General features: G+C 38.0%; 23 protein-coding genes. 13 read left to right on the plus strand and 10 right to left on the minus strand.

The window, feature by feature from the left end; all coding sequences use genetic code 11:
* Positions 1 to 21: 21 nt before the first annotated feature.
* The 5 genes from DFQ12_RS24595 to DFQ12_RS24615 all read left to right on the plus strand — a co-directional run bounded on the left by DFQ12_RS24595 (position 22) and on the right by DFQ12_RS24615 (position 4,326).
* A complete protein-coding gene (locus DFQ12_RS24595; protein ID WP_147420472.1) occupies positions 22 to 213 on the plus strand; it encodes a hypothetical protein in 192 nt (63 codons plus the stop codon).
* A gap of 209 nt (positions 214 to 422) precedes the next feature.
* The gene (nth, locus tag DFQ12_RS24600) at positions 423 to 1,100 is read left to right on the plus strand and encodes an endonuclease III (RefSeq protein ID WP_120261914.1); all 678 of its coding nucleotides are present in this window, start codon (positions 423 to 425) and stop codon (positions 1,098 to 1,100) included.
* Positions 1,101 to 1,167: 67 nt separating this feature from the next.
* Entirely contained in the window at positions 1,168 to 2,193 is a 1,026-nt protein-coding gene (gene recA, locus DFQ12_RS24605) for a recombinase RecA (RefSeq protein WP_120261697.1), read from the plus strand.
* 177 nt (positions 2,194 to 2,370) lie between these two features.
* Positions 2,371 to 3,138, plus strand: a complete 768-nt coding sequence (locus DFQ12_RS24610; RefSeq protein WP_120261698.1) for an endonuclease/exonuclease/phosphatase family protein — start codon at positions 2,371 to 2,373, stop codon at positions 3,136 to 3,138.
* Between the two features lie 6 nt (positions 3,139 to 3,144).
* On the plus strand, positions 3,145 to 4,326 hold the full coding sequence (locus tag DFQ12_RS24615) for a metallophosphoesterase family protein (RefSeq protein WP_120261699.1): 1,182 nt from the start codon (positions 3,145 to 3,147) through the stop codon (positions 4,324 to 4,326).
* Between the two features lie 115 nt (positions 4,327 to 4,441).
* Here DFQ12_RS24615 and pruA read toward each other — a convergent pair whose 3' ends face one another.
* The 6 genes from pruA to DFQ12_RS24645 form a co-directional block, all read right to left on the minus strand.
* Entirely contained in the window at positions 4,442 to 6,079 is a 1,638-nt protein-coding gene (gene pruA / locus DFQ12_RS24620; protein ID WP_120261700.1) for an L-glutamate gamma-semialdehyde dehydrogenase, read from the minus strand.
* Positions 6,080 to 6,169: 90 nt separating this feature from the next.
* The gene (gene msrA / locus DFQ12_RS24625) at positions 6,170 to 6,823 is read right to left on the minus strand and encodes a peptide-methionine (S)-S-oxide reductase MsrA (RefSeq protein WP_120261701.1); all 654 of its coding nucleotides are present in this window, start codon (positions 6,821 to 6,823) and stop codon (positions 6,170 to 6,172) included.
* Positions 6,824 to 7,025: 202 nt separating this feature from the next.
* The gene (locus DFQ12_RS24630) at positions 7,026 to 7,634 is read right to left on the minus strand and encodes a superoxide dismutase (RefSeq protein WP_120261702.1); all 609 of its coding nucleotides are present in this window, start codon (positions 7,632 to 7,634) and stop codon (positions 7,026 to 7,028) included.
* A 101-nt stretch (positions 7,635 to 7,735) separates the two neighbouring features.
* Positions 7,736 to 8,203: a nucleoside deaminase gene (locus tag DFQ12_RS24635; protein WP_120261703.1), complete on the minus strand. Its 468-nt coding sequence runs from the start codon at positions 8,201 to 8,203 to the stop codon at positions 7,736 to 7,738.
* 9 nt (positions 8,204 to 8,212) lie between these two features.
* Positions 8,213 to 8,554: a tRNA-binding protein gene (locus DFQ12_RS24640; RefSeq protein ID WP_120261704.1), complete on the minus strand. Its 342-nt coding sequence runs from the start codon at positions 8,552 to 8,554 to the stop codon at positions 8,213 to 8,215.
* A complete protein-coding gene (locus tag DFQ12_RS24645; protein WP_120261705.1) occupies positions 8,551 to 8,760 on the minus strand; it encodes a hypothetical protein in 210 nt (69 codons plus the stop codon). The genes DFQ12_RS24640 and DFQ12_RS24645 overlap by 4 nt, the downstream gene beginning before the upstream one ends.
* 88 nt (positions 8,761 to 8,848) lie before the next feature.
* On the opposite strand from DFQ12_RS24645, the gene DFQ12_RS24650 reads away from it, so the two are divergent.
* The 5 genes from DFQ12_RS24650 to DFQ12_RS24670 all read left to right on the plus strand — a co-directional run bounded on the left by DFQ12_RS24650 (position 8,849) and on the right by DFQ12_RS24670 (position 17,000).
* Positions 8,849 to 9,445: a porin family protein gene (locus DFQ12_RS24650; RefSeq protein WP_120261706.1), complete on the plus strand. Its 597-nt coding sequence runs from the start codon at positions 8,849 to 8,851 to the stop codon at positions 9,443 to 9,445.
* A gap of 170 nt (positions 9,446 to 9,615) precedes the next feature.
* Positions 9,616 to 10,386, plus strand: coding sequence for a succinate dehydrogenase cytochrome b subunit (locus tag DFQ12_RS24655; RefSeq protein WP_120261707.1), 771 nt, complete (start codon positions 9,616 to 9,618; stop codon positions 10,384 to 10,386).
* 57 nt (positions 10,387 to 10,443) lie between these two features.
* The gene (locus tag DFQ12_RS24660; protein ID WP_120261708.1) at positions 10,444 to 12,378 is read left to right on the plus strand and encodes a fumarate reductase/succinate dehydrogenase flavoprotein subunit; all 1,935 of its coding nucleotides are present in this window, start codon (positions 10,444 to 10,446) and stop codon (positions 12,376 to 12,378) included.
* A gap of 14 nt (positions 12,379 to 12,392) precedes the next feature.
* Positions 12,393 to 13,166, plus strand: a complete 774-nt coding sequence (locus DFQ12_RS24665; protein ID WP_199768744.1) for a succinate dehydrogenase/fumarate reductase iron-sulfur subunit — start codon at positions 12,393 to 12,395, stop codon at positions 13,164 to 13,166.
* An 87-nt stretch (positions 13,167 to 13,253) separates the two neighbouring features.
* Positions 13,254 to 17,000 carry an ATP-binding protein gene (locus DFQ12_RS24670; RefSeq protein ID WP_120261709.1) on the plus strand — a complete coding sequence of 1,249 codons (3,747 nt, stop codon included), beginning with the start codon at positions 13,254 to 13,256 and terminating at the stop codon, positions 16,998 to 17,000.
* Positions 17,001 to 17,417: 417 nt separating this feature from the next.
* Here the strand turns inward: DFQ12_RS24670 and DFQ12_RS24675 are convergent, their stop codons facing one another.
* The 3 genes from DFQ12_RS24675 to DFQ12_RS24685 all read right to left on the minus strand — a co-directional run bounded on the left by DFQ12_RS24675 (position 17,418) and on the right by DFQ12_RS24685 (position 20,361).
* The gene (locus DFQ12_RS24675; protein ID WP_120261710.1) at positions 17,418 to 18,344 is read right to left on the minus strand and encodes a hypothetical protein; all 927 of its coding nucleotides are present in this window, start codon (positions 18,342 to 18,344) and stop codon (positions 17,418 to 17,420) included.
* A 103-nt stretch (positions 18,345 to 18,447) separates the two neighbouring features.
* Positions 18,448 to 19,599, minus strand: a complete 1,152-nt coding sequence (gmd, locus tag DFQ12_RS24680) for a GDP-mannose 4,6-dehydratase (protein WP_120261711.1) — start codon at positions 19,597 to 19,599, stop codon at positions 18,448 to 18,450.
* Between the two features lie 198 nt (positions 19,600 to 19,797).
* Entirely contained in the window at positions 19,798 to 20,361 is a 564-nt protein-coding gene (locus tag DFQ12_RS24685) for a lipocalin family protein (RefSeq protein WP_120261915.1), read from the minus strand.
* A gap of 54 nt (positions 20,362 to 20,415) precedes the next feature.
* Here DFQ12_RS24685 and DFQ12_RS24690 point away from each other — a divergent pair, with 54 nt between their 5' ends.
* The 3 genes from DFQ12_RS24690 to DFQ12_RS24700 all read left to right on the plus strand — a co-directional run bounded on the left by DFQ12_RS24690 (position 20,416) and on the right by DFQ12_RS24700 (position 22,461).
* Positions 20,416 to 20,748, plus strand: coding sequence for a hypothetical protein (locus tag DFQ12_RS24690; RefSeq protein WP_120261712.1), 333 nt, complete (start codon positions 20,416 to 20,418; stop codon positions 20,746 to 20,748).
* 88 nt (positions 20,749 to 20,836) lie between these two features.
* Positions 20,837 to 21,751, plus strand: coding sequence for a lysylphosphatidylglycerol synthase transmembrane domain-containing protein (locus tag DFQ12_RS24695; RefSeq protein WP_120261713.1), 915 nt, complete (start codon positions 20,837 to 20,839; stop codon positions 21,749 to 21,751).
* A 2-nt stretch (positions 21,752 to 21,753) separates the two neighbouring features.
* Positions 21,754 to 22,461, plus strand: a complete 708-nt coding sequence (locus DFQ12_RS24700; protein ID WP_120261714.1) for an SDR family NAD(P)-dependent oxidoreductase — start codon at positions 21,754 to 21,756, stop codon at positions 22,459 to 22,461.
* Between the two features lie 318 nt (positions 22,462 to 22,779).
* Here DFQ12_RS24700 and DFQ12_RS24705 read toward each other — a convergent pair whose 3' ends face one another.
* A complete protein-coding gene (locus tag DFQ12_RS24705) occupies positions 22,780 to 24,153 on the minus strand; it encodes an alpha/beta hydrolase family protein (protein WP_120261715.1) in 1,374 nt (457 codons plus the stop codon).
* Position 24,154 lies beyond the last annotated feature (1 nt).

The raw sequence follows: 24,154 nt of genomic DNA on the forward strand, positions 1-24,154 counted from the left end.
GGGACAAAACTTAAGATGCTTATGGTAGAAAACTTTACCCAATCAGAAAACGAAGTTCAAAATTTACTAACCCAAAACGAGAAGGTAATGACTGATGAGGATATAGAAAATGAATTGAAGCTTCAATTACCCAAAATGTTGCTTAATCCAAGCAAGAAATGTATTGCGAATATCATGGCATATTCCAAACAAATGGAAAAAAGAAAGGCCTAATCTTGAGATTAGGCCTTATTTATTGGAATACAAACGCCCTAGCGCTAAGTCGACAAATAGCATCTTAGCACTCCTAAAATAAGCTATGGATCTCTTGTTATGCAAACGACTATCACGATCTATTTATACTGTAAAAAAATCAATTTGAAAAGTACTGAGTAAGCTGCAAGTTTTCTTTTTTAATGGAAATTTTGGCTAGTTTTGGAATGATGTTAAAACAAGAACGATACAAGGCTTTTGTGGAATATTTCTCCAAAAATAATCCCGATGCGCAGACAGAGCTCGACTATAGTAATCCTTATGAATTACTCGTGGCTGTTATCCTGTCTGCCCAATGCACAGACAAGAGAATTAATCAGGTTACGCCAAAACTATTTGAACGTTACCCAGATGCACATACTTTAGCAGCTTCTAGCGTTGATGAAGTATTTAGTTATATCCGCTCGGTAAGCTATCCAAATAACAAAGCCAAGCATCTGGTAGGAATGGCACAAATGCTTATTGAAAAATTTAACAATATCGTACCTGAGCAGATTGAAGATTTGGTCAAGCTCCCTGGCGTAGGGAGAAAAACGGCCAATGTCATTTCGTCTGTGGTATATCATAACCCTGCGATGGCCGTCGATACCCATGTATTCCGTGTGGCTAACCGACTTGGCTTAACCTACCGTGCAACAACGCCATTGGCTGTAGAGAAACAATTAGTCAAAAATCTCCCGAAAGAAACTATTGCTGTTGCGCACCATTGGTTGATCTTACATGGACGATATATTTGTCTAGCCCGAAAACCACTCTGCGAAAAATGTCCGATTACCTACATGTGTAAATACTTTGAGAAAACCCATCACATAAAGAGTGCTCCAAGCGCGATAGAAATAAAAAACTAATTTTTTTAGTGAAAATATTTGGTTTATTATTTTTTATTTTTAATTTTGATAAATATATACTAAAAATATGAGCAACCCAGATAAATTAAAAGCGTTACAGCTGACGTTAGATAAATTGGAAAAGAGCTTTGGAAAAGGTTCGATTATGAAATTAGGAGATACAGCTGTTGAGCCTATCGAGGCGATTTCTACAGGATCCTTAGGATTGGATATTGCTTTGGGAATTGGCGGTGTTCCAAAAGGACGTATCATTGAAATATATGGACCTGAATCTTCGGGTAAAACGACATTAGCAACACACATTGTCGCTGAAGCACAGAAAAAAGGTGGTATTGCAGCAATTATTGATGCGGAACACGCTTTTGACAAATATTACGCACAAAAGCTTGGTGTTGATGTTGAGAACTTGTTAATTTCTCAGCCAGATAATGGTGAACAAGGTTTAGAAATTGCAGACAATTTAATTCGCTCAGGTGCCATTGATGTTATTGTAATTGACTCTGTAGCTGCATTAGTACCTAAAGGTGAGATTGAAGGTGAAATGGGTGATTCAAAAATGGGTCTTCAAGCCCGTTTAATGTCTCAAGCATTACGTAAATTGACCGGAACAATTTCCAAAACAAACTGTTGTTGTATTTTCATCAACCAATTACGTGAAAAAATTGGTGTGATGTTCGGTAACCCAGAAACAACAACTGGTGGTAACGCATTGAAGTTCTATGCTTCTGTACGTTTGGATATCCGTCGTACATCACAGATTAAAGATTCTGACGAGGTATCTGGTAACCGTGTAAAAGTTAAAATTGTAAAAAATAAAGTAGCACCTCCATTCCGTATCGCGGAGTTTGATATCATCTTTGGTGAAGGTATCTCAAAAGTCGGTGAAATCATTGACTTAGGTGTTGAATATGGCATCATCAAAAAAGCGGGTTCTTGGTTTAGCTATGGTGAAACCAAATTAGGACAAGGTAGAGATGCTGTAAAAGCCCTATTGTTTGACAATCCAGATCTAATGGACGAACTTGAGGCAAAAATCCGTACTGAAGTAACAGGAGAAGATCCGATGCTTCATGTAGAGGAAAATGAAGACTAGTTGCTGTAAAAATTAGTATAATGCAGGTAGCCATCCTTTTTGGGATGGCTATTTTTGTTTTGTTTAAATGATTATTTTGTTACATGTCCAAAGTTTTGAGTTTGTACCCTAAGATTTTAGTATTTTTAGCGGAGCGAACATAAATCGCTGACTTCATTCTAAACTTAACTTTGAAAAATGAACCGTAAGCTAATTGCATTTCTTTTGATCCTTTTTGGATCAGTATTCCATCTCAGTGCACAAAAAATCCGCGTACTTTCCTTCAATATTCATCATGGGAATCCACCCTCAGAAAAGGAATCTGTTGTCAATCTCGATACCATCGCCCAAATTATTAAAAACAGTAATGCAGACCTAGTCGGATTGCAAGAAATTGATGTCAACCTAGGGCGCTCCTACAACGAGGATCAAGCCAAAAGATTAGCTGAGCTAACAGGAATGCACTACATTTTTTCAAAAGGAATAGACCTTGAAAAAGGTGAATATGGCACAGCAATATTATCGAAACATCCGATAGAACGTGTAGAAAAACATTTCCTACCTTCTCCCGTCGAAAGTGAACGTCGAAGCTTATCCATTATTGAAGTGCGTATCAACAATAAGAAGATCTTATTTGCGAACACCCACCTGGACCTAAAAGACAAAAACAAAATCGCACAGGCAAAGTTCATTACATCCCGTTTCAAAAATGAAAAGCTACCAACGATTCTGGTCGGCGATTTAAACTCCGAACCCACTGACCCTGCGATTAAAGAGCTTGACATGTTATTCACAAAGACGACTAGCCAAAATGGCTTAACCTTTCCCCAAGATAAGCCTAATACCGAAATAGACTATATTATGGTCAATACGTCATCACATCCAAAATTCTTCAACCATCGTGTTCTTGAAGAGAAATATGCGAGCGACCATCGACCACTATATGTTGAAATCGAAATTAAATAACCCATTATGAATTTTAATAGAAGAAGATTTTTAGAAGCGCTAGCACTGGCCGGAATTACATTGCCCAATATCAGCGTCGCTAAAGAAAAAGAAACAGAAAATCTAGAAGGAGATTTTAGTTTTATAGTACCTGCATATTTACAGAATCAGACAGAGAAAGGCATCAGCATCTTTACGATCTTGAGCAAACCTGCTCTAGCTTGGTTGGAAATCCTTGACAATGCAGGTAATGTACAGCAAACCATCCATCAATCCGAAGATGGTATGATTAATGCAAATACAGATTTCTTTCATTTTACTGTCGAAGAGGCTCCTCGATCATTCCGCTATCGCATCAAAGCAAAAGAAATTCAAAAATTCGATCCCTATAAGATTGTCTATGCGCAAGAAATCGAAACGCCAATCTTTGAGGCAAAACTGGCAAAAAATAATCAAGAACAAATCCGTTGCCTGGTCTATAATGATGTCCATGAAGAAAAAAGTAGTTATCGTGATCTTGTACCCAATCAAGACACCTCAATCTATGATTTCTTTGTCTTAAATGGAGACTCTTTTCATTATGTGAGCAATCAGGAGGACATTACAGAAAAACTACTGAAGCCTATCGAATTCATTGCGACAAGCAAACCATTCATTATGAACCGTGGGAACCATGAAACGAGAGGTTCCTTTGCACGCAATTTCAAACGGTATTTCGGTTATCCCAACAATAAATACTATCAAGCTTTCAAAAGGGGACCTATTTTTTGGATTATGCTGGACAGTGGTGAGGATAAACCAGACAGCCATGAAGTGTATGCTGGTACCGTAGATTACGACAATTACAGAAAAGAACAGGCGAAGTGGTTGGAAACTGTATTACAATCTAAAGAAAGAAAGTCGGCCCAACATACGGTGGTTATCAGCCATATCCCAATATTCCATTCAGATGAATGGCATGGCACATTGCATAACCGCGAATGCTTCCACCCTTTGTTTCAGAAATATAAAATAGATGCAATGGTCTCGGGCCATACGCATCAATATGGATATTATCCAGCAGATAAAGACCACAATTATCCTGTATTTATAGGCGGTGGTCCAAAAGCTGGAAAAAGGACCATTATCGATATTTCGGGATCTGCCAAATCACTGGCTATTCGAATGACCCGAGACGATGGAACCGAACTCGGACAGTTTAAAAAATAACAAAGGCACTCCACATAGCGGAGTGCCTTTATTCTGTTGAATGTATCCGTTATCGTCGATAGAGCTTGCAACCAAGCGATGGCTACCGTTCGTGCAGGAGATAATTCGATTTATTTTATTCGCCTTTTTCTAAGAAAGGGTATCTGTAATCCGTATCTGGATTGAACGTTTCTTTGATTGTACGTGGAGATACCCAACGCAACAAGTTGATCATAGATCCAGCTTTGTCGTTTGTACCTGAACCTCTCGCACCACCAAATGGTTGTTGACCCACTACTGCACCAGTACATTTATCATTCACATAGAAGTTACCCGCAGCATGTCTTAATTTATCTGTAGCTAAATTAATGGCATAGCGATCTTGTGCGATAATTGAACCAGTCAATGCATAGATCGAAGTTGTATCAACGATATCTAATGTTTCTTCGAACTTAGCGTCTTCATAAACGTATACGGTCAATACTGGACCAAACAATTCTTCAACCATTGTTTCGTAATCCGGTTTTGAAGCTTCAATGATCGTTGGGTGAATGAAATAGCCTTTAGACTTATCATAAGTACCACCAACTACGATGTCAGCCTCGTTGGATTCTTTCGCACGGTCGATGTATTTCGCTAATTTATCAAATGATTTCTCGTCGATAACTGCATTGAAAAAATTTGTAAAATCTTCAGTTCCACCAATTGTAAATGACTTCACATCTGTTGTCATAGACTCCTTCAATGCTGGCCACAATGATTTAGGAATATATGCACGTGAGGCTGCTGAACATTTTTGACCTTGATATTCAAATGCTCCACGAACCAAAGCTGTATTTGCCGCTTTTAGATCAGCTGAAGGGTGTACAACAATAAAATCTTTACCACCTGTCTCACCGACGATACGTGGATAAGTTTTATAACGGTGGATATTATCACCGATAGTTTTCCAGATATCTTGGAATACACCTGTTGAACCAGTAAAGTGAATACCAGCAAAATCAGGGTGTTGGAAAATCACATCACCAGCATCTGGTCCCGAAACATACACTAAATTGATAACACCATCAGGAAGTCCAGCTTCACGGAAGATTTTCATCAGTACGTTTGCTGAGTAGATCTGCGTATTAGATGGTTTCCATACAACGACATTTCCCATCATAGCAACACATGAAGGTAAGTTACCTGCAATAGCTGTAAAATTGAATGGCGTCAATGCAAACACAAAGCCTTCTAGAGGACGTTGTTCTACACGGTTCCATACACCTTTTCCAGATACAGGAGGTTGTTGCTTATAGATTTCGCTCATGTATTGCACGTTGAAACGCAAGAAATCTATAATCTCACAAGCTGAGTCAATTTCCGCTTGATATGGGTTCTTCGATTGACCCAACATTGTCGCAGCATTTAACTCATAACGGTATTTCCCTGAAATCAATTCAGCTGCTTTCAAGAATATCGCCGCACGATCTTCCCATGCTAGATTTTCCCAATCCTTTTTAGCTGCCAAAGCAGCATTGATTGCATCTGTTACATGAGATTTCTCGCCTTGATTGTATTGACCTAAAATATGTTGGTGGTCATGTGGAGGAGCTAGGTTTACTTTTTTAGAAGTAGTTATTTCTTTACCACCAATATACATTGGGATATCGATTTGTTTCGAACGTGCTTCATCAATTGCTGCTTTCAACAACTTACGTTCTTTCGTTCCGACAGCGTAAGTATACACCGGTTCATTTGCAGGAACAGGAACTGTAAAAAATCCTTTAGACATATTACAATTATTTATTTTTCAACTTATTAGCACCACACTAAATGGTGCCAACATGAGTAAAATTACCTTAAATTTTATGAATACCCAAAGTTACTCTCCCTCTTTGAGCACCTTGGAAAAGATACGTTTAAATTTTTCCAATTTCGGTTTAATAACCAATTGACAATATGGTTCCTTCCCATTTAACCTATAATAGTCTTGATGATAGTCCTCTGCGGGATAAAAGACAGCTGCTGGTACGATCTCCGTTACGATTGGTTCGTTGTATACTTTCTCCTTATTTAGAGCCTCGATATAAAACTGCACTTTATCCAACTGCTCCTTACTATGGACAAATATGGCTGAGCGGTATTGTGTTCCTACATCATCCCCCTGACGGTTGAGTTGTGTAGGGTCGTGCGCGACAAAAAAGGCTTCCAATAATTTATCGTAACTGATCACTTTCGGATCATAAATAATATTGGTTGCCTCAGCATGCCCCGTATTACCTGTACAGACCTGAGCATAGCTGGGATTGGCTACCCATCCGCCTGTATAGCCAGAAACAACTTTCTGTACCCCTTTCAACTCCTTAAACTGTGCTTCAGTACACCAAAAACAACCTGCAGCAAATGTTGCAGTATCCAAGCTCCCTACACTTTTTGCTGGTAGTTTAGAAAAGTCCGATTTCGCGGCCTTCGGCTCTTGAGCTCGACAAGAACTCAACAAAAAAATAACTGCAAAAATTATAATAATATCTTTCATGGGCATATCATTACTTTGTGGATTGATAGGGGATCCTGATCGTCAGTGATTCGTCTAAGAGTCTATACTTCATATATCCGGATTAATATATTCGGCAACAAATTGCAAAAACACCTACTGTTTTGACCCTGTATCCCATAAAACAAAGAAGCGACAATAAACTCATATTGTCGCTTCCTTTTGTACCTATCAAAATGGTCAATTATTTTGCGGCAGCGTAATTTTGTGCTACTGCATCCCAATTGATAACATTAAAGATTTCCTCCAAATAAGCTGGACGTTTATTTTGGAATTTCAAGTAGTACGCATGTTCCCAAACGTCAATACCCAAAACTGGTGTTCCTTTTACTTCCGCAACATCCATCAATGGATTGTCTTGATTAGGCGTAGAAGTTACCGCTAATTTACCATCAGCTCCTACGATCAACCATGCCCAGCCAGATCCAAAACGCGTAGCACCAGCAGCTTGAAGTTGTTTTTTTAACTCATCAAAAGAACCGAAAGTTGCATTGATTGCTTCTGCCAATTCACCTGTTGGAGCTCCACCAGCATTTGGACCTAAAACTTTCCAAAACAAAGAGTGGTTGAAATGACCACCACCATTGTTGCGAACAGCTGCTGAATATTTGCTCACATTCTTGATGATATCTAATAAAGATAAGTTCTCTGCATCTGTTCCTGCGATTGCTTTATTTAAGTTGTCCACGTATGCCTGATGGTGTCTGTCATGGTGGATTTCCATTGTAGTCTTGTCAATATGTGGTTCTAATGCGTCGGCTGCGTATGGTAACGCTTCTAATTCAAATGCCATATCTATTTTAATTTAAATGTTTATTACTTCGTTTTTATATACAAATATAACACAATATAGCCTGTTATGTTTTTATGTGTTACAATAAATTCAATATTTCGTTAGCGTTTTTGACGAAAAAATGATTTTACCAAATCGGCACATTCTTCCTCCAAAACACCTTGCGTAACGACGGTCTTCGGATGTAAAATCTTATCATGAAAATGGGAATAACCGCGCTTTTCATCCTTCGCACCGTAGACAATTTTACTGATATGTGTCCAATATGCTGCCCCAGCACACATGATGCAAGGTTCAATAGTCACATATAATGTGCAATCGTCCAGATATTTCCCGCCAAGATAATTTGCTGCTGCTGTAAAGGCCTGCATTTCTGCATGGGCTGTTACATCATTCAAGCGTTGTGTGAGATTATGCCCTTTACCGATAATACGTCCTTTATGCACGATAACAGCACCAATTGGAACCTCTCCTTCTTCGAAAGCTTTCTTTGCTTCATTTAATGCCATGCGCATAAATGATTCATCACTATCGATTAATTGTGTTCCTTCAAAATCTATAAATGTCATACCACAAACTTAACTAAGTTTCGATCCATTTGGTAATTTTCTGTCAACAGAAGTCAAAATAATATCACCATTCGCATCAGCGAATCCAGTCACCAGACACTCAGAAAAAAAATTAGCGATCTGCTTCTTTGGAAAATTCACGACTGCAACAACCTGTTTCCCGATCAGTTCTTCCTTACTATAATGTACTGTAATCTGGGCACTACTTTGCAATATTCCAATTTCACTTCCAAAATCAAGTTTCAATTGGTAAGCTGGCTTTTTAGCTTTCGGAAAATCCTGTGCGTCCAAAATAGTTCCCACACGTAAATCTAATTTTTCGAAATCCGCCCAACTAATGGTGTCACTCATAATCTATTGCTATCGATGTCCTGAATTTCTTTACCAATTGTAAATATAATATAAGAGGGTTTGCGTTTTAAACGCGAAGAAAGTTTATGGATCAATTTGTCTTCCTCGCCTGCTTGAAAAGCAAGATCCTCATCGCTTAGATGGTTATACTTGCGACGGAGTTTTTCTTTCGCAACCTGCCATTGTTCTTCGTTAATTTTCAGCATAACTATGATTTAGGTATAAAATTTGTATATCTTTACCAAACTTGTGAAAGTTTGTTTAAAGATACAATATATACATAAATAAAAAATTATGAAAAAGATTTTACCAGCATTACTCTTGATTTGTGGTAGCGTAGCAACAGCACAAGCGCAGCTATTGCCTGGATTTGAGGTCGGTTTAAAAGGCGCCTTGAATTTTTCTAAATTTAAAAGCGATGGCAAGTATTTCAGTTCAGACAATAAAGCAGGTTACCAAGCAGGTCTTTATGGACGTGTTGGTGTATTGGGATTCCATGTTCAACCTGAGGTCTATTTAACAGGCAAAAACACGACTGTAAAAGCAGAAAATGGAGAAACTACTGATGTTAAGTTTACAACAGTTGATATTCCTGTATTATTAGGCAAGCGTTTTGGCTTAGGCCCAATTGGAGCGAGAATCCAGACTGGTCCAATTTTTTCGTTTAAAGTGGATGATAACCAGGACAAAATCATTGAGCAGCTGAATCCAAACAGCTACAAAAAAAGTGGTACCTCTTGGGCTTTTGGTGTCGGTGCTGATATTTCAAGCTTACGTGTAGATCTACGTTACGAAATGGGCTTGAACAAGGTTAACAACGAAAGTCAGGCAAATCCAAAAATCAACATGTGGAGTATTGGTTTAGGCTATAGATTATTCAGTATTCTATAGTAGTTAACTCGAGTATATATACTATTAAAAAGTCCGTTTTTATCCAAAACGGACTTTTTATTTTAAGAAACTTTAGAACCGTTCTAAATTATTCCTTTTTCTTGTCAAAATGGTATCATATTTAATAGCAAATAGTAGATTTGCCTAATTAAAATTAAATTACAAGGATAATGAGTAAATCAAAGCCAGTTTTCAGTTCTTCGATTGGGAAGAAGCTAATCATGAGCTTAACAGGAATCTTCCTATGTTTATTCCTAGTTGTTCACTTGGTTGGTAACTTGCAATTATTTAAAGATGATGCGGGTCTAGCGTTCAACAAATACGCTTATTTCATGACTCACTTTACACCAATCAAAGTTGTTTCTTACTTATTGTACGCTTCGGTAATCGTTCACGTCATCTACGCCATTACATTGTCGATGAAAAACAAAGCCGCCCGTCCTATTGGTTATGCCAAATATGATGGTCAAGCAAACAGTAAATGGAATTCACGTAACATGGGTATCTTAGGTACTGTCATTTTAGTATTCCTAGCTACGCACATGTCTAATTTTTGGTGGAAGTTTCACAATGATGAAGTACCGTACATCGAATACCGTACTGATTTGGCAACTGGACAAACAACAGCTAGAGAACTTCAAGCTTCTGAATTCCACGACTACCAAGAAACGGTAGAAAACAACGTTCAAATCTTAAAAGCAAGAGATTTGTACAAGCAAGTTGACTTTGCCTTCAAAAATGTAGCTTTAGTCGCTTTATATCTTGTTGCGATGGCAGCTTTGGCATTCCACTTAATTCATGGTTTCCAATCTGCATTCCAAACTTTAGGTTTCAACCACAGAAGATATATTGGAATTATCAGAGCAATCGGAGTTTGGGTATTTGGGGTATTAATTCCAATTGGCTTTGCAATGATGCCATTGTTTTTCTTCTTTAAATAATTCAGAATCTTTTAAGATGGGGCTTAGGCCTTATCGATCAATATAAAATTAAGAGATATGTTAGATTCAAAAGTACCAGCGGGCCCATTAGCCCAAAAGTGGTCAAATCATAAATTTAATCTTAAGTTGGTTAACCCTGCTAACAAACGTAAATTTACCGTTATCGTTGTTGGTACAGGACTTGCTGGTGCATCTGCAGCAGCATCTTTAGCTGAGTTAGGATATAATGTAATTACCTTCTGTTACCAAGATTCACCTCGTCGTGCGCACTCAATTGCGGCGCAAGGTGGTATTAATGCGGCAAAGAGCTACCAAAATGATGGTGACTCTGTGTTCCGTTTATTCTACGATACAATCAAAGGTGGTGACTACCGTTCACGTGAAGCAAACGTTTACCGTTTAGCTGAAGTATCTGTAAACATCATCGACCAATGTGTTGCGCAAGGTGTTCCTTTTGCACGTGAATATGGTGGTTTATTGGACAACCGTTCTTTCGGTGGTGCTCAGGTAAGCCGTACGTTCTATGCGCGTGGTCAAACTGGACAACAATTGTTGTTAGGTGCGTATTCAGCATTGAACCGTCAAATCAAAAAAGGAAAAGTAAAATCATATACTCGTCATGAGATGTTGGATTTGGTCATGATCGATGGTCATGCCAAAGGTATCGTAACTCGTGACCTCGTATCAGGTAAAGTTGAAACACATGCAGCACATGCTGTATTGATGTGTACTGGTGGTTATGGTAACGTATTCTTCTTGTCTACAAATGCAATGGGATGTAACGTTACAGCAGCTTGGAGAGCGCACAAACGTGGTGCTTACTTCGCTAATCCTTGTTACACGCAAATCCACCCAACTTGTATTCCTGTAACTGGAGATCACCAGTCTAAATTGACGTTGATGTCAGAGTCATTACGTAACGATGGTCGTGTATGGGTTCCTAAGACTCAAGAAATGGCTGAAAGATTACGTAAAGGTGAAATCAAAGCCAACGACATCAAAGAAGATGACAGAGATTATTTCTTGGAACGTAAATACCCTTCATTCGGTAACTTAGTGCCTCGTGACGTAGCATCACGTAATGCAAAAGAAGCTGTTGATGATGGTCGCGGTGTTGGTAAAACTGGTTTCGCCGTATTCTTGGATTTCAAAGAAGCTATCGGTCGTCTAGGCGAAGATGCTGTACGTGCTAAATATGGTAACTTATTTGACATGTACTACCAAATCACTGACGAAAACCCTTACAAACAACCAATGCGTATCTACCCTGCTGTTCACTATACAATGGGTGGTGTATGGGTTGACTACAACTTGATGACTACAATCCCAGGTTTGTATGCTTTAGGTGAGTGTAACTTCTCTGACCACGGTGCAAACCGCTTAGGTGCTTCGGCATTGATGCAAGGTCTTGCTGATGGTTATTTCGTGATCCCTTACACTGTAGGTGATTACTTAGCTAAACTAGGTTCTTTCGCACCAGTAGATCATAGTCATCCTGCTTTCGAATCTACACGTAAAGAGGTTGAAGAGAAAATCAACAAATTGTTATCCCTAAACGGTACGCAAACCGTCGATGATATCCACAAAAAATTAGGTCTCATCATGTGGGAATACTGTGGAATGGCACGTACTGCTGAAGGATTACAAAAAGCACAAGGTTTGATCCAAGAGTTGAAAAAAGAATTCTGGACTAACGTTAGAGTTCTTGGAGATAATGAAGAATTAAATCTTTCTTTAGAGAAAGCTGGCCGTGTAGCTGACTTCTTGGAATTGGGTGAATTAATGGTTGTTGACGCATTGCAACGCGCTGAGTCTTGTGGTGGTCACTTCCGTCTGGAAAGCCAAACTGAAGAAGGTGAAGCAAAACGTAATGACGAGGAATTCGCGTATGTATCTGCTTGGGAATACAAAGGAGACAATGTACCTGAGGAATTACACAAGGAAGACTTGGTATTCGAAAACGTTCAGTTAACACAAAGAAGTTATAAATAAGAAGGAAAATTATCATGGCACAACATATGAATTTAACGCTGAAAGTTTGGCGTCAAAAAAATGATAAAGATAAAGGTCAATTTGTAACTTATCAGGCAAACGACATCGCTGATGATATGTCTTTCCTAGAGATGCTTGATATTGTGAATGAGGAATTGACACGTAAAGGTGAAGACCCTGTATATTTCGATCACGACTGTCGTGAAGGTATCTGCGGGATGTGTTCATTAGTAATCAACGGTCGCCCTCATGGTCCTAAAGAAGGTACAACAACATGTCAATTGCACATGCGTAGCTTCCACGATGGACAAACGATCGTAATCGAACCTTGGAGAGCTGCTGCATTTCCAGTATTGAAAGACCTTGCTGTTGATCGTACTGCTTTTGACCGTATTCAACAAGCTGGTGGATATGTGAATATCAATACAGGTGGTGTCCCTGATGCCAATGTCATTCCTATTCCAAAACGTATCGCTGACGAAGCTTTCGAATCTGCTACTTGTATCGGTTGTGGTGCTTGTGTTGCAGCTTGTAAAAATGCTTCTGCAATGTTATTCGTATCCGCTAAAGTATCTCAATTTGCATTATTACCGCAAGGTCAAACTGAGCGTTACGAACGTGCACAAGCAATGGTAGATCAAATGGATGCTGAAGGATTCGGTAACTGTACCAATACTGGTGCTTGTGAAGCTGAATGTCCAGTAGGTATTAAATTAACTAATATCGCGCGTTTAAACCGCGAGTACTTGACTGCGAAAATTTTCAAACAAGAAGAACCGCACGCTTAAGCATTTTAGAATAAAATAATATAAAAGTCCTTGTCCTGAGAAAGCAAGGACTTTTTTTTATATTTACAATAATGTAAATTGACGCACGTGAATTCTGGTATAAAAATTCGTTTACTTCTACTGATCTTAACACTATGCTTTATAGGAACAGCTATCACCATCAAAGAATCTGTTACAAATAAGGAAATACTCGACATTGATACCAAATCCCTCAATGATTATGTTGCCAAACAGGAGAAAAAAGTAGATCGTCTTTTTAAGGATTCCTTGCTTCTCAAAACATTTAAGAATTATGATCAATATCCTATTGCTGTCTATCAAGCTTTTGAAAGGTATAAAAATGATGAAAAGGTCTATTTATTCTTATTTAAGGATCATGAACCAAAAATGTGGAGTACACATTTATTTGTTCCCATCACTGATCAGGGCTTTTTGGAAAAGTCAAATTTTGTACAGGACGATAATCGTTCCTATGTCGTTCGCAAAAAAACAATCGGAAATATAAGCATACTTGCGTATATCCTTGTTAAGCCTTATACCAATAACAACAATCCATATTTAAACTCCTCTTTACGACGAAATTTCTTCGATACGCGAAACATTGACATCGCGTCCTATACAGATACGGTAGCAATCAAAAACATCTATAGCAACGAGGGATCCTACCTCTTTTCGGTTAAGCTCAAAGATGGTGACCATGAAAATATCTATACCATCCTGCAGTTCTTTTGCTGGTTGCTAGCTTGGATTGCACTGTTGATATTCTTCAATAGTCTCTGTCTACACATGGCCAAGACCAAAAGAGCCTGGTGGGCAATAGCGCTACTCGCGGGTGTATTTATCCTTGTTAAATTTGCGGATCTAAAATGGAATCTACTCTCCGAAAATGCTACATTCGCCATATTTGATTCACGCAACTATGCCTACAACAGCTTCTTCCCCAATATCTGGTCCGTTTTATCAACCACAATATTGATTCTCTGGCTCATACTATTTATCTATTCTATCCGAAAAGAACTCAATTTCGATAAAATAAAAAGCATTCGGTTCTTCAAACTGCCTATCGCGATTGCGTTTGTATTGAGTATTTATTTATCCTTTGCATTTTTATATGATATCGCCGGGACATTAATTACCCATTCAAATAATATCTATTTTGACTTCACCAAACTTGTTGACCTACATTTCCTGAGCTGGGTAGACCTTGGCATTGTCGGCATGGGGATTCTAGCATTAAATATCTACATAGACCTGGTTTTGTTCATTCTTAAAAAATTAGAACTAAAGCCCACTCAACTATTAAATATTCAATTAGCCAGTGTCATCTTTGTCATTCTCATTATTTCGATCTACATTGAAAAGAACAGCTTGGTCAATCTGCTTTTGGCACTAATTATTCTGATCAAATCCTTTGGTGAGAAATATTTCGACAGGCATATATTGACCAACTATATCGCCGTTTTGATCCTATGGGCGATCATAAGTACAATTACGCATGCACGCTTCTACCAAGAGCGGGATCTTATCGATATGAAGATCTTGTTGAACAATCTGCAGTCAGAAGATGACTTAAACGCTGTTTCATTGTTTTCGGATATTGAGAGTGGCATCTCTAATGACAAGGAATTAAAACATCTCTTTAACATCAGTCTCCCCAATACCAATACGGAGGGAATCAATGACTTCATTAAGAAAAAATACTTTAGCGGATACCTTTCGAAATATGAATTTAAGGCGTATTACTATGATCAAAATAATATTCCGTTAAACCCGAACAGTCAAAACAGAATTAATGAATATCGGGAGAAAGTAATCAACAAGTCGATAAAGGTTACTCAAAATTTCTACCGTGCCAGTGCTGAACTCGGAACTCATGAATACTTTTCGATCATTCCGGTGACGATCGATCAAAACAGGATCGTTAATGTGATCATCAATCTATCCAATAAGGATTTCAGCTACACAGTACCCTATCCTGAGATATTAACAGATATGCGAATCAATAATTCGCAATATTACAATAAAGGAGAGTATTCGATTGCCCTATATAAAGGCGGTTCGCTGGTTACACAATTTGGAAAATATACCTATGAAAATAACCTTCGGGGATTAAAAGGGGCACCCGGGCAATACATTGAAGTATTGGATCGGGACTCATACCTGCATATGGCTTATGTTGCCAATACCTTTTCGACTTATATCATTAGCAAGCAGAAGCCTTCTTTCTGGGACTATGTCGCCACAACTTCTTTCCTATTTTTGGTATTTTTCATGATTTTCATGATTTTCCATTATGCAGCGTCTTTTTATATCTTTCTCAAGAATACAAAACTCACGTTCCGTAACCTAAAATATCAGTTCTATAAGATCATAAACAAAATACAGTATTCCACACGTATCCAGACCTCGATTATTTCTTCGGTTATATTAGCCATTCTGATATCAGCCGTCATTTCATATATCAGCATCAATAAACAGCTCTACAATAACAACAGGAATAGTAAAGAGCGTTTCATCATCGAACTGGGCAAACGGCTGGAAAATATGTTAACCTCTACCGAGGAAATTCCTAATGAAGACCAGCTTACCAATATTTTAAAGACTTTATCCGAGACGATATCGAAGGACTTCAATTTGTATTCAAAATCTGGCAAATTATTATATAGCTCCCAGCGTAGAATTTATGATCTGGAGCTGTTCTCCACTTTTATTAATCCCGCAGCACTCAAAAATCTCTCACTGCTTAAAAAATCAGAAACAATAGAGGATGAGCGTATCGGAACATTCCAGTTTGAGACGAGTTATGCAACAATAAGAGACAAGGATTATAGCACGTTAGCCTATATCGGCATTCCGAATTTTTCTCTCCAAAAGGAAGAGAATATTAATAAAAACTTACTATTAAACACCATTGTCAATATTTATTCTCTAATTATCATTGGTTTCGGCTTTTATGCGACTTTTGTAGCCAATAGTGTGACCAATCCGCTTAGTATAATCAGTAAAAAAATATCTCAATTACGATTGGGACAACCCAATGAACCTTTATTCTGGCAGCGAAATGACGAAATAGGGACCTTGATCAAAGAGTACAACCTCATGATCATAAAGCTGGAAGACTATGCCAATAAAATAAAGGATACTGAGCGTGAATCGACCTGGCGGGAAATGGCACAACAGATTGCCCATGAGATCAAAAATCCGTTAACACCGATGAAATTAGGTATACAGCAGCTTAGAAGATCATATAAAGATGATGATCCTAAATTTCCTGATCGTTTCAATAAATTTTCAACTTCATTTATTGAACAAATAGATGCCTTAACACAAATTGCCTCAGAGTTTTCCCACTTTGCAAAATTTCCAACGACTGTGATGGAAAATATCAATATTGTGGAGAAAATAACGAAGTCGATATCGGTATACAATAATACGCCAAATGTCAGTATCCGATTAATAAACAATGCTGATCAAAAAACATTGATTGTTAAAGCAGATGGAAACGAATTATTACGGACCTTCAATAATTTGATAAAAAACGCTATTGAAGGAGGGTATGGACGAAAAAACATGAAGATAGAGATCTCTATCGAACGATACTCTGACAAGTTCGTCAAAATAGATGTCAAGGATAATGGCTATGGTATCCCTGCAGCAATGAAAGATAAAATATTCCAGATCAACTTCACAACGAAGAGTTCCGGAAATGGCCTAGGTTTGGTGCTCGTGAAGAAAACAATCGAAGCAAGTAATGGACAGATATATTTTGAGACGATGGAAGGTGAAGGCACGACATTCCATATTTTGCTTCCATTACAACAAATTGAATCTTAAGTATGGTGGATGTTATGAGTCTCACCGCATATATGAAACCTGGCTCACAAAGAGCTCTATCTATTAATTAAGAAGATCGCCCTTATCGGACAGATAAAAGCATCAACAGTTCCATTAAATCCTTTGTTAAGGAACTTTACGGCCTATACCGAATTGGTTCTGATGCGCATTTAAATACTAAATTCAGAAAGGGTATCATCGAACAGACGAAAGACATCAGCAGTTCCGATTGGCCTTCCTACAGTAAAGGAAGAATAAAGACAGGACTGATACTAAATGTACTGTAAAAAGTAAAAGTGAACCTATTCAGGACGAATATTTAAAGACCCACTCGGAGGTTATTACATGAAATAACTAAAGCAAAAGGGGCAGCTCAACTCTGGACTGCCCCTTCTCTATTCTTTACGTAATATCTTGCTAACGCAATACAACAGTTGATCTACCCATGATCGCATTGTCCTCATAAAGTAATATCGTATATGCTCCTTTGGTAAAACCATCTTCGGCAGCCCAATATACGATATAATCCTCACCCTTATTCGTAAACAAAATGTTATGTTTAAAGGTATACTGTAATTTTTCACCGTGTACAAAGAAGATATTATCGCCTTGGACGACAAGATTTCCCTGAGGATCGATTATTCTTATAAAAATGTCACGTTCTCCGCTTTTAGCAAGCGAGTTATCAGCGATAGTAAAATTGATTTTCAATTTATCCACCCGCTTGGCGCGTTCTTCCACAGATTCCTTCCCGTTTCTTTTGACCTCAAGCCCGTTGATACTGATACTTGAAACCTTCAAAGCAGATGCTGTTGTCACCTTCTCTTTCAATTCAGAATTAGTGGTTGTCAAAGAAGTAATTTGCTTATTTTTCTCAACTACCGATTCATTTAAATTAGAATTCTGCTTTGATAAAATTTGATTTTCTTGAATCAATCGTTGAACATCTATGCGATAGTTATCAACTTGTTTTTTTAACAAGTTAATTTTACGTTGAGCGTCGTCAATATCCTTAGGAGTAATACTCTTATTTTCAAGCTTTTTGCGAAGTTCCGCAATCTCAGTTCTAGAATCCTCTTTTTGTACAGTCATTTCAGGAGTCAATTGAACATTTTCGACATCAATCTTATCCAATTCGGCTTCTATCCGATCGATTTGTACCTGAAGGTTTTCTTTCTCCACTGTTAAGGCATAGACTTTCTCACCGTTCGTCTTAAACTTAACATAAAAATATATATTCGTTGCTAGTAACGCCGCTATCGCAATGATGAAGAAATAAACTTTAGAAGAATCTTTCTTCTTTTCGTCTTCCTTCTTACTCGAAACAACCTCTGAATTCATCATAATACATGCACTGTCATTTTCATCATATGAATTTATTGATTCATACCATTTAAATGTTTAAACAAAAATTATTCCAGTTTTATTTTTCCTCTATTATTTATGATTATTCAAAATAGTTCAAGGTCTCAAAACCGCCTTGTTTCAGATATTCTTCCTTTCTCATCAAATGAAGATCTGATTGTACCATATCTGTTACCAACATTTGGAGATCATATTTAGGAATCCAACCCAGTTTGGTATTTGCTTTTGTTGGATCTCCAATAAGTAAGTCAACCTCCGTTGGACGGTAATAAGCTGGATCTACCTTAACGACAGTTTGTCCAAACTTAATAAGCGATTTATCAATATTTAATTCGGCCAAACGCTCCTCGTCGACATCTATTATAACACCTTTTTCCTGTTCGCCTTTTCCACTAAATTCTATTTCTATCCCCAATTCGGCAAAGGCCAAACGAACAAAGTCTCTAACAGTTGTCGTGACCCCAGTTGCAATTACAAAATCCTCAGGTTTTTCCTGTTGGAGGATCAGCCACATCGCTTCAACATAATCTTTTGCGTGTCCCCAATCGCGTTGAGCGGAAAGATTGCCAAGGTAGAGTTTGTCCTGCAAACCTAACGCAATTTTCGCCACAGCCCGGGTTATTTTACGTGTCACAAATGTTTCACCCCGGACAGGGCTTTCGTGGTTGAACAAAATTCCATTACAAGCATACATCTTGTAAGCTTCCCGATAGTTAACTGTAATCCAGTAACCATACATTTTGGCAACAGCATACGGACTTCTCGGATAAAAAGGAGTCGTCTCACTTTGCGGCACCGCTTGCACAAGACCATATAATTCTGACGTCGATGCCTGATAAATACGCGTCTTCTCAATCATTCCGAGTAATCTGACTGCCTCCAATATGCGGAGCGTGCCGATACCGTCAGCATTGGCTGTATACTCAGGTGTATCAAAGCTTACTTTAACATGGGATTGAGCTGCAAGATTATAAATTTCATCCGGCTGAGTTTCTTGAATGACACGGATCAAATTGGTTGAATCTGTCAAATCACCGAAATGCAATGTGAAATTTCTATTGTCAAGATGAGGATCTTGATAAAGGTGATCAATACGATCAGTATTGAACAGAGAACTACGGCGTTTTAGACCATGAACCCTATAACCTTTTTTCAATAGGAATTCTGCTAAATAGGCACCATCTTGACCTGTAATACCTGTTATCAACGCAGTTTTCGTGTTTTGTTCAGCCATATTTCTAGTTATATTAAGCATGCCCTAAGCTACCCCTTGGGGATCATGCTATTTTTATCCGATCAATCTGTTTTTAAAGGTGATGAAGCGAGTTGAATAAATCAAAATCGTTTCGGACTGTAAAAGTATTAAATTTTCAACAAAAAAAGCCATAGGAATTCCTATAGCTTTTCGTTATTCTTTTTTTCTCGTTTGACCTTAGTTTACGCGGGAAAAATTAAACACTAAATATGCTTCACCATTGGCAACTGTCAACGGCATTTTCATGACTAATTTATTACCATCAGAATAAGACAAATCCAAACGGTAACCTGTTGTTACGTTTTTAGCTTTGTCTCCTGCATAGATCTTTTTAAATTGGAATTGTGGTTCACCTAAACCTTTTCCAGGATTGTAGATAGACCAAAAGATCTCACGTGATGCACCCGGAGCACATAAAGTACCTTGTGCGTTGAACGTGATTGATCCCCTTCCATTTCCAATAAAGTTCCAGTTACTACCGACAAAACACTCCGCCGGAGCTTCTTCAAAGACACTTTTAATAGTGAAAGTCGAAGGCAAATTTTCTCTATCGATTGAATTTAATGTCCAAGTTCCTTTCACCGCAGATTTCCACTCCGAAGCGCTAGGTCCCGAAGCTGCACTTGTATTGGAAGAACCATTACCAGGATTTCCAGATGATGTACCTTGCTTTTGTGCACCACAAGAGAACAAGGTCACCGTAGCAAAAACAGTTGCTAATGATAAAACGAATCGATTCATATGTATAAATTTTAATTTCAAATTGTATTTTTGGGGTAAATTAATCCACAGATCATGAACGTAACAGCCAAAAATCATACCATAAGCAAAATAATAGCAAAAACTCTTTTGCGGTTATTTATTATCCTCTTGGCATTCGCCGCCTATCCACTGTTTTTAGGACAGGAAGCCAAAGCAAAATTAAGCCAAATAAGCCTCGCTTTCACAAATAAGGTTGCTTTCATTGCCCCTATTTTATTATTTTGCTTTATCGTCGGATTAATGATTGCTGTGCTTAAGCACAAATATAATAGAATTGACCTAAATTGGCTATTTTCTCTTGCGACTATATTCGGTATTTTATATCTGATATTATTGTATTCAAGAATTTACCCAACTATTGCCTAAGTTCAATTGCACAATTCGACAAAGTTCCTAACTTTGAATTTTCCAAAATCGCTATTATAATTGATCAAGATTGGAAAAATAAACTTCTATGGACAAAAAAAAAGGTTTAAAGATCCTAAAAAACATACTAAAGATTGTCGTTACTGTAGGAGCCTTGTATTGGGTTTTCAGCAAAGTTTCACTCAAAGATCTCAAAGAAGCTGTAATTAATTCAAATCCCATCTATTTATTTCTAGCCTTATTAGCTTATAGTATATCGATTTTTATATCCTCTTCACGCTTATTGACCTTTTTAAGGGCTATCGGCTTAGATGTATCCGAAAAATATAATTTAAAGCTCTATCAATTGGGACTATTCTATAACCTGATTCTCCCCGGTGGAGTAGGTGGAGATGGCTACAAGATCTTCTTTCTCCGGAAAAGGTTCAGTATTAAGGGCAGGAAATTATTTACAGCATTATTCCTAGATAGACTAAGTGGCTTATGGGCCTTATGTTTAATTATTGCAGCTTTAATTACCTATATGCCACAACTGGGCATACCAAATTACTTGACGATCATATTATTTATATTGGGTAGTATCCTCTATTATTTTATTGTCACAAAATTTTTCAAAGAGTATAAGGCTACCTTCTTAAAGGCGCATTTAAAAGCAATTGGTGTACAGTCTATGCAAGTAATCGCTGCAATTTTGATTCTTTACGCCCTAGAATTTAATGGAAAGTTTTCACCTTACTTATTCCTATTTCTAGCATCTTCATTAGTATCTATTATTCCTTTTTCAGTAGGCGGATTAGGTATGCGTGAACTTGTTATCATGTGGGGGGCAGGTATATTTCACGTAGATTCACACAATGCTGTATTGATCACATTGTTATTTTATATTATCTCAGCGACGGTCGCTCTTTCAGGAATTTATTTTATCTTCAATCCCAAAGCAATCGGAGAGGATAAACTCCCTTCTGTCGAGGAAGTTGAGCAAAGTCAAAAATTAGAAGAATAAACATGGCGAATATTATTATCACAGGAGCAAGTAGCGGTGTTGGGTTTGAAGCAGTACTTGATTTGACCTCAAAAAAGGACAACAAAGTTATCGCATTGGCCCGATCAGCAGACAAATTGCGAAAACTTCATGAAATTGCAAGTCAGCTCAATCATGATGGAGGAACACTCTTCCCCGCTCAATTTGATATCGTCTATGACGACTACGCAACATTGGTCCCTTTTATTCAATCGAAATTCGAGACTGTTGATATCCTGATCAACAATGCTGGAGCATTAGTGAATAAACCTTTTATGGAAACCACTGGACAGGATTTTGCAGAAATGCTCCAAACAAATGTGATGGGACATGTTAATATGATCCAGCATATCGTTCCATTCATGCGTGAAGGTTCACATATTGTCAATATCAGTAGTATGGGTGGATTTCAAGGCTCGATGAAGTTCCCTGGTCTATCCGCCTACTCTACCAGTAAAGGTGCATTGGCAATTTTAACGGAATGTCTGGCTGAAGAATTTAAGGAAAAAGGAATCAAAGTCAACTGCCTGGCCCTTGGATCATCACAAACTGAAATGTTTGAAGCCGCTTTTCCGGGTATGGAAGCAGGTACACTAGCTTTTGAAATGGGTAGATATATTGCGGAGTTTGCGCAGAATGGGCACAAATACTTTAACGGCAAAATCCTACCTGTTGCCAATACAACACCATAACAAATGGCGACCAGATAGCAGCCTAACGATTAGCATCAAAATATTCATATATGAAAGGGCTATGTCAAACGTCGATGTTGCAAATGGCTCCAAATAAAATTTCGAGACTTCATTAAATCAAATGAAAAATGACCAAGTTCTTAATGAATTTTGGTCATTTTTTTTAGATCTTACTTTTAAAGCGATCTCCAAAATTTAATCTGATTTATAATCAGGGTTTTTATTTTTGAGACAATCCTTTAATTCTCGCCTTTATAGCGAGCAGCTATTCCAAGTTGTGCAAAAGCACATGTCATAACGACGGGCATCAAGATTCGATTACTTTGTTTTCAATTTAAGCCACTTGGTCAGATCATCCATCAATTGCTCATTGAAACTTTCCTGATTTTCAAAATATTCCTCAATTTTTCCTGTTTGCGCATTTTGAAACAGATGATTCAAATTTGGATAGTCTTTAATTGTGACATCTGTCGTATTCAAATGCAAGCGTTGAAGTGCATAGATATTTTCATTTGCAGGAACCTGAATATCTTTACCTCCAAAAGAAGCGAAAACAGGTACTTTCACTTGTTTCAGATAATAGGCAGGATCAATACGCAGGAATGTTTTGAACCATGGGATCAACATCGGGCTCAGTTTAACTTTCATATCAGATGTTAATGCATTTCCATTGTTTTGACGGATAAGTTCTTTTTCCAATGATTCTGCTAAAACCTTCGGCGGCTCGTCCCTTAGCAGAATGTCATATAGCTTTCTGTTATTGAGCTTATTTGCCTCCAATGCAGGCTCAGATAGTCCAGCCACTTTTCCCAAAGCATAGCTCTGCAAGATCAATAAGGAATCACCTTTGAGGACAGGTCCAGACAACAAAGCAATATAATTGACCTTATCGTTTTCAGCGGCAACTATTTCCGCTATCAAAGCCCCTTCACTATGACCAATGATACCAATTTTACCGGTTTTGACCATCTGCTGCTTACTCAGAAAATCCACCGCTGCATTTGCATCTGACGCAAAGTCAATCGTTGTTGCCAAATTAACCTCACCCTTCGAACCGCCAATACCGCGGTCATCATAACGTAAAACAGCAAAGCCATTTTTGCTGAGGTGATCCGCTAATACCTTAAATGGCCTATGGCCGAAAACTTCCGAATCTCTATTTTGCTGCCCACTCCCATTGACCAAAATGACAGCTGAAAAAGATCCCCCACCCTTTGGATAAGTCAGGGTACCGGCTAGAGAAGCATTGCCTTTTGCATTTTGAAATGAAACGTCCTGTTCAATATAATCATACGGAGGAAAGACATCTTGCTTGCGTGAAAGCCCACTTTGCTCATTCTCACTACGCACCAATATCATCGCAGACTCAAAATTCCCCTGTTTCATAACACCCTTCATCACATCTTTATCCCGATCCAGATAGCCCGTATACGATAACCCAATTGCTTTGACATCCATTGAGATCGAATCCTCATGTGTTTTTATTGTATTAATTGGAAACTTCAATGAGGTCTGCATTGGACTTTCAAAGGTTCCTACCCAATTCGCATTACTATCCTTCTTTAAGTTGAACACCAAAAGCAATTTCTGTCCGGACACATTCACCTCCCCCTTCCACGAACCGTCAAAGGTTTGCGCATCAGCGCATGAAAAATGTAAAAAGATCAAAAATAAGTAGAGAATTTTCTTCATA

The sequence above is a fragment of the Sphingobacterium detergens genome, assembly GCF_003610355.1.
GTDB classification, from domain to species: Bacteria; Bacteroidota; Bacteroidia; order Sphingobacteriales; family Sphingobacteriaceae; genus Sphingobacterium; species Sphingobacterium detergens.